The sequence below is a fragment of the Streptomyces gossypii genome, assembly GCF_025165795.1.
GTDB classification, from domain to species: Bacteria; Actinomycetota; Actinomycetes; order Streptomycetales; family Streptomycetaceae; genus Streptomyces; species Streptomyces gossypii.
Genome location: NZ_JAJAGO010000020.1, coordinates 93,540 through 106,843, shown reverse-complemented (window position 1 = coordinate 106,843; position 13,304 = coordinate 93,540). Strand labels below are relative to the sequence as shown.

Genomic DNA, 13,304 nt, shown 5'->3' with positions numbered 1-13,304 from the left:
GAAGCGCGAGGGTGTGCCTACTTTTCCGGCTGCTTGACCGTCAGCTTGACCGTGACCGACACGCCGTTGCCGGTGGCGATCTTGACGTAGTACGGCCCGTCGTGTGCCTCGTCCGTCTTGATCTTGGGGAGCCGCAGCACCCCGTCGGCATCCGTCTCCAGGTCGGCGAGGGAACGCAGCGGCTTGCCGTCCGCGCCGTCGAAGTACGGGCCGGTCTCGGCAGCCGTGCCGTCCTCGGTGACCATCGTCGCGGTCAGCGGCACCCCCGCCGCCGCCTTGTCCCGGTAGGTGGCCTGGATTTCGACGGCGCCAGCGGCGAACACGCCCCCGGCGACGGTCTCCAGCGCCGTGTCCGAGGTACGGGCCAGCTCGTCCGCCTCCGGGGCGGGCCTGGGCTTCACGGTGGCGGTGAAGTCGGTGGCCGGTACGTTGCGGCCGACGACGCTGGCGCGGACGACGAACGCGCCGGTCCGCTCACCGGCACGCAGCCTCGGCGCCGTGGCGGTGCCGTTGTTGCCCGTGGTGACGGTGACCGTGGTGGCGCCGCCGGAGAAGCGGGCGTCGGTGGTGTTGTCGACGATCTTGTACTGCACCCGCACGTCGTCCACCGCGTTTCCGCGGGAGTCCACCGTGCGCACCCGCAGTCGCTCGGTGAACTCGCCGCCCGCCGTCGCCGTCACCTCGGTGGAGCTGACGCGCTCCAGCTTGGCGGGGGGCGCCGGAGTGGTGGGCGGCGGCGTTGTCGGAGGCGGAGTGGTGGGCGGCGGAGTGGTGGGCGGCGGAGTACTCGGCGGCGATGTCGGCGTGTTGCCGCCGGGATCGCTGGGCGTGCTGGGCTTGTCGTCAGACGAGCTCGAAGGCTTGCGCGAGGGCCCGTTGTCGTTGCTGTCACGCCCGTCACCGCTGCGGCCGTCGTCCCGGCCGCCGGGGCCGGGCGAGGTGGGCAGCGTGCCCTCTCCGTCCGGTACCTCTTGCACGCCCTCGCGGTAGTGCTCCAGCCAGCTGAGGACCGTCCGCAGGTACTCCCGTGACTGGTTGTAGCTGAGGACCGCGCGGTCCAGGTCGGCCTTCACCGACAAGTCCCGCTCGCCCGCGCACAGGTACTCACCGGCGGCGAGCGCCGCGTCGTAGATGTTGTTCGGGTCCTGGCGGCCGTCGCCGTTGCCGTCGGCGCCCCAGCTCGCCCAGGTGGAGGGTATGAACTGCATGGGCCCTACGGCACGGTCGTAGGTGGCGTCGCCGTCGTAGACACCGCTGTCGGTGTCGGTGATCTCGGCGAAGTCGCCGCCGTTGAGTACCGGGCCCAGTATCGGCTTGAGGGTGGTGCCGTCGTCGTCCACAGCGCCACCGCGGGCCTGCCCGGACTCGACCTTGCCGATCGCCGCCAGCAACTCCCAGGGCAGGGCGCAGCCGGGGTCGGACCCGGCGACCGACGCCTCGGCCTTCTTGTACGCGGCGAGCACCGTGGCCGGGATGCCGGATCCGTTGGGGCTCTCGCCGTCGGAGTCCTTGTCGCCCGGCTCCGGTGACTCCAGCGGCGGCAGCTCCGTGTGGTAGGAGTCGTCGCCCGGTGACCCCTCCGGGGGGAGGTCGGGCTGCCCGCTGTCGCCGTCCCCGCCTGCCTGGGCGGATTGCAGTCCCGGCGCCTGGGAGGCGGTGAGCGCGGCCATCGCCGCCGCCGCGACAGCGGCGGTGCTCACACTTCTTCGCAGTCTCGTGCCCCCGAAGTCGGTGAACTTCGCTGCCGCGTGCCTTCCGCGGTATCGCGTCATGGATCCGACCGCCCTCTCCCTGCGACCCAACACGTGCTGACCCTACGGCACCCCTGGCCCCAAGTCAGCGGACCCAGCGACTCTATGCCTCAGAAGCCGTTGTCAATGCCGGTCAGTGTGCCGCCGACTCCCAGTCCGTGCCGGAGCCCACCGACACGTCCAGGGGAGCGCGCAGTTCGACCGCGTGGGCCATCCGGTCGCGCACCAGCTCCTCGACCTGTGTGCGCTCCCCCGGCGCCACCTCCAGGACGATTTCGTCGTGCACCTGGAGCAGCATCCGGCTGGCCAGCTTCTCCTCGTCGAGTGCCTCGGCGACCCGCAGCATCGCCACCTTCACGATGTCGGCCGCGGTGCCCTGGATCGGTGCGTTCAGCGCCATCCGCTCGGCCATTTCACGCCGCTGCCGGTTGTCGCTTGTCAGGTCGGGGAGGTAGCGGCGCCGACCCATGATCGTCTCGGTGTAGCCGACGGCACGGGCCTCCGCCACCACCCGGTGCAGATACTCGCGCACTCCGCCGAACCGCTCGAAGTAGTTGTCCATCAGCCTGCGTGCCTCGTCGGGGGCGACCGAAAGCTGCTGGGAGAGGCCGAAGGCGGAGAGGCCGTAGGCAAGCCCGTAGGACATCGCCTTGATCTTCCGCCGCATCTCCGGATCGACCGCTTTCCGCTCCACCCCGAACACCTGGGAGGCGACCGTGTCATGGAGGTCCTCGCCGGAGGTGAGCGCTTCCAGCAGTCCTTCGTCATCGGACAGGTGCGCCATGACCCGGAGTTCGATCTGGCTGTAGTCGGCGGTCAGCAGGGATTCATACCCCTCCCCGACGCGGAACCCCCGGCGGATGGCCCGGCCCTCGTCGGTGCGGACGGGGATGTTCTGCAGATTCGGGTCGGTCGAGGAGAGCCGGCCGGTGGCGGCGACCGTCTGGTGGAAGGTGGTGTGAATGCGGCCGTCGGCCGCGATCGTCTTGATCAGCCCCTCCACGGTGGTGCGCAGCTTCTGCTGCTCGCGGTGGCGCAGCATCAGCACCGGCAGCTCGTGCTCCGTCTGCCCCGCCAGCCAGGCCAGCGCGTCCGCGTCCGTGGTGTAGCCCGTCTTCGTCTTCTTCGTACGCGGCAGGCCCAGCTCGCCGAAGAGCACCTCCTGGAGCTGCTTGGGCGAGCCGAGGTTGAACTCGTGGCCCACCGCGGCGTGCGCCTCGGTGACGGCCTGCCGTGCGGCGTCCGCGAACTGCCGCTCCAGGCCCGCCAGCCACTCGCGGTCGGCGGCGATACCGGCCCGCTCCAGCCGGGCGAGCATCTCTGAGGTGGGCAGCTCCAGGTCGCGCAGCAGGGCGGCCGCGCCGACCTCCTCCAGCCTGCCTTCCAGTTCGGCGCCGAGGTCGAGGATGGCGCGGGCGTTGCCCATCAGGGCGTCCGCTTCGGCCTGGCCCTCCACCTGGCCTTCCACCGGCCCGCCGGCCTCTTCGCCGGTGCCGAAGGCAAGCTGGCCGTCGCCCTCGGCGACCGCCGGGGCCAGCTCGCGGCCCAGATACTCCACGGAGAGGTCGTCCAGCGCGAAGGAGCGGCGGCCGGGCTTGACGAGATAGGAGGCGAGGGCGGTGTCCATGTGGACGCCGCGGACCTGCCAGCCCTGCTCCGGGAAGACCCGGAAGACGGCCTTCGAGTCGTGCAGCACCTTGGGCCGGTCGGCGTCGGCGAGCCAGGCGGCGAAGGCGCGGTCGTCCGCCTCGTCCAGCTGGGCGGGGTCGAACCAGACGGCGGGACCGCCCGCGGCGGCGAGCGCGACCTCGCTGACGCTGCCGGTGCCGAGCTTCCACGCACCGACGACGGCCAGGCCCAGCGGCCCGGCCGCGCCGTGCTCCGCCAGCCAGCCGGCCAGCTCGCCGCTGCCCGCCATGACTCCCTCGACCTGGATGCCCGCGGCAGGGGCGGGCGTGGCCTCCTCGGCCTCGGTGCCCGGGTCGACGCCGAACAGCCGGTCGCGGAAGTTCTGGTGGCGGAATTCGAGGGCGTCCAGCATGACGCCCAGGGCCTCCCGGTCGTACGGCGCCCGCATCAGGTCGGCAGGCCCCTCGGACAGCTCGACGTCGCGGACCATCTCGGTCAGCCGCCGGTTGAGCCGGACGGCGTCCAGGTGGTCACGGAGGCTCTGCCCGACCTTGCCCTTCACCTCCTCGGCGCGGTCGGCCAGCTCGGCGAAGGAGCCGAACTGGCTGATCCACTTGGTGGCCGTCTTCTCGCCCACGCCGGGGATGCCGGGCAGGTTGTCGGACGGATCGCCGCGCAGCGCGGCGAAATCCGGATACTGCTGCGGCGACAGGCCGTACTTCTCCTGCACCTTTTCCGGGGTGAAGCGGGTGAGCTCCGAGACGCCCTTCGTCGGGTACAGCACGGTGACGTTGTCCGTGATCAGCTGGAAGCAGTCGCGGTCTCCGGTGACGATCGAGACCTTGAAGCCCTCGGCCTCCGCCCGGGTGGTCAAGGTCGCGATGACGTCGTCCGCCTCGAAGCCCTCCACGGCGAAACGCTTCACCCGCATGGTGTCCAGCAGCTCGCCGATCAGCTCCACCTGACTCCTGAACTCGTCCGGAGTCTTTGTGCGGTTCGCCTTGTACTCGGGGAACTCCTCGGATCGCCAGGTCTTGCGGGAGACGTCGAAGGCGACCGCGAAGTGCGTAGGTGCCTCATCACGCAAGGTGTTCGACAGCATCGAGGTGAAGCCGTAGATCGCGTTCGTCGGCTGCCCGGTCGTGGTGGAGAAATTCTCCGGGGGCAGTGCGAAGAACGCACGGTAGGCGAGGGAGTGCCCGTCCATGAGGAGCAGGCGCGGAGCGGTGTCTTTCGATGCTGTCTTTGCCACGCTGGAATACTCCCATGGACCACTGACAACCCCTCCCGGCGGCCAGCGGGCGGGTACGAGGAGTGACGCCGGAGCCGCACCGCGTGCGAGCATCGGGGCATGAGCCGAAAGCCGCGCGCACACGACCCGGTCCAGGACGCGCCCGAGGTCGGTGAGCCGCGTCACTCCGCGGCCGGTCCGGCCGCCGTGGCGCACTCGCTGCGCGCCGCCCAGCGGGAGATGGGCGTGCGGCGTACCGCGCTCACCCTGCTCAAGGTCAATCAGAAGGACGGCTTCGACTGCCCCGGCTGCGCCTGGCCGGAGCCGGAAAAGCGGCACACCGCCGAGTTCTGCGAGAACGGCGCCAAGGCCGTCGCCGAGGAGGCGACCCGGCAGCGGGTCACGTCGGCCTTCTTCGCGCGCCATCCGGTCGCCGGGCTGGCCGAGCGCTCCGGTTACTGGCTGGGGCAGCAGGGGCGGCTCACCCAGCCGATGTATCTGGCCGAGGGCGCCTCCCACTACAAGCCGGTCGGCTGGGAGCGGGCCTTCGAGATCATCGGCGAGGAGCTGACCGCGCTGGGCTCTCCGGACGAGGCGGTCTTCTACACCTCCGGCCGCACCAGCAACGAGGCGGCCTTCCTCTACCAGCTCTTCGCCCGCGAGTTCGGCACGAACAACCTGCCCGACTGTTCCAACATGTGCCACGAGTCCTCCGGCTCGGCGCTCACCGAGACCCTCGGCGTGGGCAAGGGCAGCGTGCTGCTGGAGGATCTGCACCGCGCTGAGCTGATCATCGTGGCCGGTCAGAATCCCGGCACCAACCATCCCCGCATGCTCAGCGCGCTGGAGAAGGCGAAGGCGGGCGGCGCGAAGATCATCACGGTGAACCCGCTGCCCGAGGCCGGGCTGGAGCGGTTCAAGAACCCGCAGACCGCGCGCGGCCTGACCGGGGGCGGCACCGCGCTGACCGACCTCTTCCTGCAGATCCGCATCGGCGGCGACCAGACGCTCTTCCGTACGCTCGGAAAGCTGGTCCTGGCCGCGGGCGGTGCGGACGACGCGTTCATCCGTGAGCACACCCTCGGCTTCGAGGAGTTCGCCGCAGCGGCGGAGGCGGTGGACTGGCCGGAGACGGAGCGGGCGACCGGTCTGGAGCGCGCCAGGATCGAGCAGGCCGCGCGGATGGTCCTGGCCTCCGGACGCACCGTCGTGTGCTGGGCGATGGGCCTGACCCAGCACAAGCACGCGGTGCCCAGCATCAAGGAGATCGTCAACCTGCTGCTGCTGCGCGGCGACATCGGCCGCCCCGGCGCCGGGGTGTGCCCCGTCCGCGGCCACAGCAACGTGCAGGGCGACCGCACGATGGGCATCTTCGAGCGCCCTCCGGCCGCCTTCCTGGACGCGCTCGAGCAGGAGTTCGGTTTCGCGCCGCCACGGGCGCACGGGCTGGACGTCGTACGGGCGATCCGTGCCCTGCGGGACGGTCGGGCCAAGGTGTTCTTCGCCATGGGCGGCAACTTCGTCGCCGCCTCCCCGGACACGGCCGTGACGGAGGACGCGATGCGGCGTGCCCGCCTCACCGTGCACGTCTCCACCAAGCTGAACCGCTCGCACTGCGTCACCGGCGCGCGGGCGCTGATCCTGCCCACGCTGGGCCGCACCGAGCGCGACGTGCAGAGCGGCGGCGAACAGTTCGTCACCGTCGAGGACTCCATGGGCATGGTGCACGCCTCCCGGGGGCGGCTGGAGCCGGCCGGTTCCCGGCTGCTCTCCGAGCCCGCGATCGTCTGCCGCCTCGCCCGTCAGGTGCTCGGGCCCAAATCGGCCACGCCCTGGGAGGACTTCGAGACCGACTACTCACTCGTCCGGGACCGCATCGCCCGCGTGGTCCCCGGCTTCGAGGACTTCAACCGCCGGGTCGCCCGCCCCGGCGGCTTCACCCTTCCGCACGCGCCGCGCGACACCCGGACCTTCCCCACGGCCAGCGGCAAGGCCCACTTCACGGCCTCACCGCTCGAATACCCGCAGGTGCCGGAGGGCCGTCTGCTGCTCCAGACTCTGCGCTCGCACGACCAGTACAACACCACGATCTACGGCCTCGACGACCGCTACCGGGGCATCAGCAACGGCCGCCGGGTCGTCCTCGTCCATCCCGAGGACGCCACCGCGCTCGGTTTCGCGGACGGCAGTTACGCGGATCTGGTCAGCGAGTGGCGGGACGGCACCGAACGCACCGCCCCCGGCTTCCGGATCGTGCACTACCCCACCGCACGGGGCTGTGCCGCCGCCTACTATCCGGAGACCAACGTGCTCGTGCCGCTGGACGCCACCGCCGACACCAGCAACACGCCGGCCAGCAAGTCCCTGGTGATCCGCCTCACCCCGGCTTGAGGCGTCGGCCGGTTCCCCGCTCTGATAGGAACGGGAGACACAGCCGAGCAACGCAGGTGAACGGAGCACGCAGCCCATGGGCGAGCAGACCACGACCAGGTTCCCGCAGCAGGTCCTCGACGAGTGGGCCGGTTCCGGGATCGATCTGCCGGCGCTGTTCTCGGCGGGACATCTGGGTGAGCGGATGGGGCTGCGGGTCGTGGACGCGGCGCCGGAGCGTGTCACGGGCACGCTGCCCGTCGAGGGCAACACCCAGCCGTACGGGCTGCTGCACGGTGGTGCCTCCGCCGTGCTCGCGGAGACGCTCGGCTCCGTCGGCGCCATGCTGCACGGCGGGCCGCAGAAGGTCGCCGTCGGTGTCGACCTCAACTGCACCCACCACCGGGGCGTCCGGTCCGGGATGATCACCGGCACGGCCACGCCGCTGCACCGCGGGCGCGGCACGGCGACGTACGAGATCGTGATCGCCGAGGAGGAGTCCGGCAAGCGGGTCTGCACAGCCCGCCTCACCTGCCTCCTCCGCGACAGCCCGCAGCCGGGCACGGCGGGCTGACGCGCCAGCCGAAACCCCTCGCCCGCCAGAGGCCGCGCCGACACCGAAAGCGACGAGACCAAGCGACCGAGGCACAAGGAAGCGCCGTGTCAAGTAACGTCGGCGTCGGGCACGAGCGGCCGGAGGCCGGGCGAGGCACCCCCTCGCCCGCCAAAGGCCGCGCCGACACCGAAAGCGACGAGACCAAGCGACCGAGGCACGAGGAAGCGCCGTGTCGAGGAACGTCGGGGTCGGGCACGAGCGGCCGGAGGCGGGCGAGGAGTAGCAGCACCTACTCGGCGATCTCGCCCAGGTACGCCGCGCGCACCCGGGGATCGGCCAGCAGTGCCGAGGCCTCCTCGTGCATCGCCACCGTTCCCGTCTCCAGGACGTAGCCGCGGTCGGCGAGCTGCAGTGCCTGCGCCGCGTTCTGTTCGACCAGCAGCACCGTGGTGCCCTGCTGGTTGATCTCCCGGAGGATCTCGAAGATCTGCTGCACCACGAGCGGGGCCAGGCCCATCGACGGCTCGTCCAGCAGCAGCAGTTCCGGTTTGCCCATCAGCGCGCGGCCGATCGCCAGCATCTGCTGCTCGCCGCCGGAAAGGGTGCCGCCCAGCTGGCTGCTCCGTTCCGCGAGCCTCGGGAAGAGACCGAAGATCCGGTCCATCTCGTCCTGGTCGGGGGACTTGAAGCGGTAGGCCCCCATCTCGAGGTTCTCCCGCACCGTCATGCGGGCGAAGACTCGGCGGCCCTCCGGCACATGGCCGATCCCGAAGCGCACCAGGTTGTGCGGCTTGATGCCGTCGATCCGCTCGCCGCGCAGCAGCACCTCTCCGGACCGGGGGGACAGCATGCCGGAGGCGGTGCGCAGCGTCGTCGACTTGCCGGCGCCGTTGGCGCCGAGCAGTGCGACCACCTCTCCCTCCCGCACGCTGAGGTTGACGCCCTTGAGCGCTTCGATGGCTCCGTAGAAGACCCGGAGGTCGCGGAGTTCCAGCAGTGCGGGGGCGGCCGTGGGTTCGGTGCCCTCCGGCTCCTTCGCCAGCTTGGTGGTGCTCACTCTTGTCCCTCCGCGGCCGGTTCTTCCTGTGGGGCCACCCCGAGATACGCCTCGACGACTGCCGGGTCCCGCTGCACCTGCTCCGGCGCGCCCTCGGCGATCTTCCTGCCGAAGTTGAGCACCATCACGCGGTCCGCGACCGACATCACCAGCCGCATGTCGTGCTCGATGAGGAGCACGCTGACTCCGCGTTCGGTGTTGATCCGGCGGATCAGCTCCTCCAGTTCCCGCTTCTCGGTCGGGTTGGTACCCGCCGCGGGCTCGTCCAGCAGCAGCACCTCAGGGTCCGTCGCCAGCGCGCGGGCGATCTCCAGCCGTCGCTGGTCGCCGTAACTGAGCGAGCCGCCCAGCTCGTTCATCTTGCTGTCGAGTCCGACGTACGACAGCATCTCGTGCGCCTTGAGGTCGCTCTCCCGCTCGGCTTTCCGCGCTCTGGGCAGCCCGAGCATGATCGATACGGGGCCGGCCTTGAGCCGTGTCTCCGCCGCGATCTTGACGTTCTCCAGTGCGGTCAGCGCGCCGAACAACCGGATGTTCTGGAAGGTACGGGCCACCCCGAGGAGGCTGACCACATGCGGCTTGCAGCCCAGCAGGCTGTGCTCGCCGCCCTTGCCGGAACGGAAGGTGATCTTCCCTTCCTGCGGGACATACGCGCCGGTGAGCGAGTTGAACAGAGAGGTCTTCCCCGCCCCGTTGGGCCCGATCACCGCCAGTATCTCGCCGCGCAGCATCCGCAGCTCGACGGAGTCCAGGCTGGTGACACCGCCGAACCGCAGTGTCACACCCTTCGTTTCCAGTACCAGATCGCCCGTGACCGACTCCGGCTTGCCGCCGGGGGTCTCGTCCTTCGTCACCTTCACCGTCATGACACCTTGCCTCCCGCCGGCGCGGCCGTGGCGTCGCCGTCGACGGTGCCCTCCGTTGCCATTTTCAGTTCGCGCTGGCGGCGCTTGGACGGCCAGACACCCTGCGGGCGGTAGATCATCATGATGACCAGCAGCGCGCCCAGATACATGTAGCGGTCGCGGGGGTCCACGTAGTCACGCAGCACCTCGGGCAGCCACACCAGGAACGCCGCGCCGAAGAGCACTCCGGGGATGGAACCCATGCCTCCGAAGATCACATAGGCCAGCACCAGCACCGAGGCCAGCAGCGGGAAGTTCTCCGGGTTGAAGTAGCCGACTTTGCTCGCGTACGCGACGCCCGCGATGCCGGAGGTGGAGGCGCCGATGGCGAACGCCATCAGTTTGAAGCGCACCGTGTTCACGCCGGTGGCGGCGGCGGCCACCTGGTCCTCGCGGATCGCGGTCCAGGCGCGGCCCACCCGGGAGTGCTCCAGCCGCATGAAGAGGAACACGAGCAGCACGATGAACCCGAGCAGCAGCCAGTAGTAGGGCAGCGGATCGAGTTTCCACTCGTAGCTGAAGCCCATGTCGATGGAGAAGTGCTCGACGCCGGAGACGCCGCGCGCGCCGCCGGTGAAGTCCTCGACGTTCTTGGCAGTGATGTAGACGATCTCGTGGAACCCGAGCGTCACGATCGCCAGATAGTCGCCGCGCAGCCGCAGGGTTGGCGCCCCGAGGATGAGTCCGGCGATCAGGCAGGTGAGCACCGCGACGGGGATCACCAGGAAGTTGTTCAGTTCGAAGGGCGGGTCCACCGGCAGCGCTCCGGTCCAGAAGGCCGCGCTGTACGCGCCGATGGCGAAGAACGCGACGAAGCCCAGGTCGAGCATGCCCGCCCAGCCGATGACGACGTTCAGGCCGATGGCGAGGAGGACGTAGATGGCTATCTGGTCCACCAGCACCTGGTGCCAGTAGCGCTCCAGGCCCATCGGCGCGAACGCGGCGACCGCCACGAGCGCGGCCAGGACCAGTTGGCGGATGCGCCGGTCGCCGCGCCACTGCCCGCGCACCCACGCGACGGGCGGGTCCGACTTGGCCACGGACGCCCGCCGTACCTTCCGGATCGGCTCGCTCCAGAATTCGCGCACCGTCCACACCAGCAGGCACAGGCCCAGCCAGATCCACGGCAGGGGCCCGGTGAAGTCCTCGCGCAGTGCGAAGAAGATGTCCCGGTCGGTGCCCTGCTCGCCGGTGACCATGGTGAGCACGACCGCGATGGCCACCATCGCGGTCAGCCGCGACCAGCGCGGGTGCTGGTACCAGGCGACGCCGCGCAGGCGTGCTGTCGAGGCCGGGCCGCCGGATGCCGTTTTCGTGATGCCGCTGCTCATGCCGTCCTCCCCACCCGTTCGCCGAGAATGCCCGTCGGCCGGAACATGAGCACCAGGACCAGGACCGCGAAGGCACCGACGTAGCGCCAGCCGTCGCCCCAGAAGCCGACCGTGAGGTTCTCCACGATGCCCAGCAGCATGCCGCCGACCATCGCGCCGCGGACATTGCCGATCCCGCCCAGTACCGCGGCGGCGAACGCCGTGATGCCGGGGAGGAAGCCCATCGTGTAGAAGACCTGCTGGTTGGTTCCGAACAGGAATCCCGCCGCGCCGCCGAGCAGTCCGCCGATGACGAAGGTGCGCGAGACCACCTTGTCGATGTCGACACCCATCAGGGAGGCGACCTCGGGGTCCTGCGCGACCGCCCGGATGCCGGAGCCCAGCTTGGTCCGGTTCACCACATAGTCGAGTCCGATCATCATCACCACGGCCGAGATCAGGATGAGCAGCTGGGTGATGTTGATGTCCGCGCCGAAGACCGAGAACAGCTTCTTGTTCTCGTACATGGTCGGCATCGGTGCCGCGTTGCGGCCGAAGAGCTTGCCGGCCAGGTTGTAGAGGAAGAAGGAGGCACCGATGGCGGTGATCAGGAACACCAGCCGTGGCGCGTGCCGCCTTCGCAGCGGCCGGTAGGCGACCTTCTCCAGTCCGTAGGCGGCGATTCCGCCCAAAGCCGCGCCGGCGCACATGCCGACCGCCACATACGCGACGGACTGGAAGCCGGACGGGCTGGTGACGGGTGACCAGGCGGTGAGTGCGATGAGGCCGCCGTAACCGCCGAACATGAACACCTCGCTGTGTGCGAAGTTCAGCAGTTGCAGCACGCCGTAGACGAGGGTGTAGCCGATGGCGATGACGGCGTAGAGAGAGCCGAGCACCACCCCTAGGACAAGAAAGTCCCAGAATTCACTGAGGGACATCGAACTGACTTCCTTGGGGATGAGTGTCCGTGCCGGCCGGGCGGGCGTGCCGGGGCGGCCGGGGACAGGAGCGGGCGGGCGGAACTGCGGTCCGGCGCGCCGGACGGTGCGGCGCGGTGACCCCCGGGCCGGGGGTCAGGCGCACCGCACCGTCAGGCCGGGGCCGGCCCCGCGCTCAGCTGGCCGTCAGCTCTTCGATGCTCCCCTGGTACTCGATCTTCCCGCTCTTCACCTGGTACAGGAAGATCGCCTGCTTCTTGAGGTTGCCCTTGTCGTCGAAGGAGAACGTCTTCGTGAGGCCCTTGTACTCGGCCTTCGCGAGTGCGTCGGCGAGCGCCTGGCGCTCCACGTCGGGGCCCGCCTTCTTCAGCTCCTCGATGATCATGTTGGTGACATCGTAGGACTCGGCCGAATACGTGCCGGGGGCTTCCTTGTACTCCTTCTTGTAATCCGCCGCGAACTTCTTGGTCTTCGCGTCCACGTTCGGGTCGGTGCACGGGCAGGTGAGGTACCAGCCCTCGGCGGACTTTCCGGCCAGCTTGAGGAACTGGTCGTCCTTGGTGCCGTCGTCCGACATCATGATGCCGTCGAAACCGGCTTCTTTGATCTTCTTCGCGAAGGGTCCGGCGTCCTGGTAATAGCCCGCGTAAATGAGGCCGTCCGCCTTGGAGTTCGCCACCTTCTTGGCGGTGGCGCTGTAGTCCGGGGTCTTCTGCTGGGCGCTGGTGCGCGTCACCTCGATGCCGACGGCCTTCAGTTCCTTCTCGGCGACATCAGCAAGACCGACCCCGTAGTCGGTCTTGTCGTCGACGATCATGACCTTCTTGGCGTCGGTCTTCTTGTCGAAGTACGCCGCCATGCCTGCGCCCTGGGAGGCGTCGTTGGGCACCGCGCGCAGCAGGCTCTTGTAGCCCTTCTCCGTCAGGTCGGGGCGGGTCGCCGACGGTGACACCGTTGCCATTCCGGCCTGGGTGTAGAGCGGCGAGGCGGAGTCGGTCGGACCGGAGAAGGCAGGGCCGACGACGGCCTTGACGTCCTGGTCGTCGATCGCCTTCTGCGCGGCGGCGGTGGCCTTCTCCGGCAGACCCTGGTCGTCGACGGCCTTGTACTTGATCTTGAAGTCGAGGTCGCCGGAGGCGTTCGCCTCCTTGATGGCCAGCTTGACGCCGTACTCCATGTTCACGCCCAACTGGACGTTGTCGCCGGAGAGCGGGCCCTGGTAGCCGATGGTGACGCCGCCGCCGCCGTCTCCGCTGTCGTCGCCACCGCAAGCGGTGAGCAGGAGCGCGCCCGCCACCACAGGTATGCCTATTCTGGCGATCTTCGTACGAACCACTGTCGAACCCCCTGGGCCAGCCGGGACCATCGCGGCGCCCGCAGGTGATCACGGAGCCGCGGACCACACGCTCGTGCGGTGTGCGCCGGAATCTATTGCCAGGGGCGCGGCCCCAGATACCCACCGAGTGCAGATGTGATCGCCCTGTGACCTGAGACATGCGCCGAAATCAGAACACTACTGACCGACCACCGGACGAACAGGGAAGATCACCCAGC

9 protein-coding genes are annotated in these 13,304 nt (G+C 69.6%); 2 read left to right on the top strand and 7 right to left on the bottom strand.

All coding sequences use genetic code 11. From position 1 onward, the window contains the following. Window positions 1–17 precede the first annotated feature (17 nt). Entirely contained in the window at window positions 18–1,700 is a 1,683-nt protein-coding gene (locus LHJ74_RS31710; RefSeq protein WP_311203374.1) for a lytic transglycosylase domain-containing protein, read from the bottom strand. A 184-nt stretch (window positions 1,701–1,884) separates the two neighbouring features. Beyond that, the gene (gene polA, locus LHJ74_RS31705; protein WP_260221738.1) at window positions 1,885–4,632 is read right to left on the bottom strand and encodes a DNA polymerase I; all 2,748 of its coding nucleotides are present in this window, start codon (window positions 4,630–4,632) and stop codon (window positions 1,885–1,887) included. A gap of 99 nt (window positions 4,633–4,731) precedes the next feature. Between polA and LHJ74_RS31700 the strand changes: the two genes are divergently transcribed. Both LHJ74_RS31700 and LHJ74_RS31695 read left to right on the top strand, forming a co-directional pair. Then, window positions 4,732–7,002, top strand: a complete 2,271-nt coding sequence (locus tag LHJ74_RS31700; protein ID WP_260221737.1) for an FdhF/YdeP family oxidoreductase — start codon at window positions 4,732–4,734, stop codon at window positions 7,000–7,002. A 76-nt stretch (window positions 7,003–7,078) separates the two neighbouring features. Further along, window positions 7,079–7,555 (top strand): PaaI family thioesterase, encoded by a 477-nt coding sequence (locus tag LHJ74_RS31695; protein WP_260221736.1) that lies wholly within the window; start codon window positions 7,079–7,081, stop codon window positions 7,553–7,555. A 271-nt stretch (window positions 7,556–7,826) separates the two neighbouring features. Here LHJ74_RS31695 and LHJ74_RS31690 read toward each other — a convergent pair whose 3' ends face one another. The 5 genes from LHJ74_RS31690 to LHJ74_RS31670 all read right to left on the bottom strand — a co-directional run bounded on the left by LHJ74_RS31690 (window position 7,827) and on the right by LHJ74_RS31670 (window position 13,047). Further along, window positions 7,827–8,594, bottom strand: coding sequence for an ABC transporter ATP-binding protein (locus tag LHJ74_RS31690; RefSeq protein ID WP_260221735.1), 768 nt, complete (start codon window positions 8,592–8,594; stop codon window positions 7,827–7,829). Next, window positions 8,591–9,460, bottom strand: a complete 870-nt coding sequence (locus LHJ74_RS31685) for an ABC transporter ATP-binding protein (RefSeq protein ID WP_260221734.1) — start codon at window positions 9,458–9,460, stop codon at window positions 8,591–8,593. Before LHJ74_RS31685 ends, LHJ74_RS31690 begins: the two co-directional genes overlap by 4 nt. Then, window positions 9,457–10,830 (bottom strand): branched-chain amino acid ABC transporter permease, encoded by a 1,374-nt coding sequence (locus LHJ74_RS31680; RefSeq protein ID WP_260221733.1) that lies wholly within the window; start codon window positions 10,828–10,830, stop codon window positions 9,457–9,459. The genes LHJ74_RS31685 and LHJ74_RS31680 overlap by 4 nt, the downstream gene beginning before the upstream one ends. Next, a complete protein-coding gene (locus LHJ74_RS31675) occupies window positions 10,827–11,750 on the bottom strand; it encodes a branched-chain amino acid ABC transporter permease (RefSeq protein WP_260221732.1) in 924 nt (307 codons plus the stop codon). The genes LHJ74_RS31680 and LHJ74_RS31675 overlap by 4 nt, the downstream gene beginning before the upstream one ends. A gap of 175 nt (window positions 11,751–11,925) precedes the next feature. Further along, complete coding sequence (locus tag LHJ74_RS31670; protein WP_260221731.1) at window positions 11,926–13,047, bottom strand: branched-chain amino acid ABC transporter substrate-binding protein; 1,122 nt, start codon at window positions 13,045–13,047, stop codon at window positions 11,926–11,928. Window positions 13,048–13,304 lie beyond the last annotated feature (257 nt).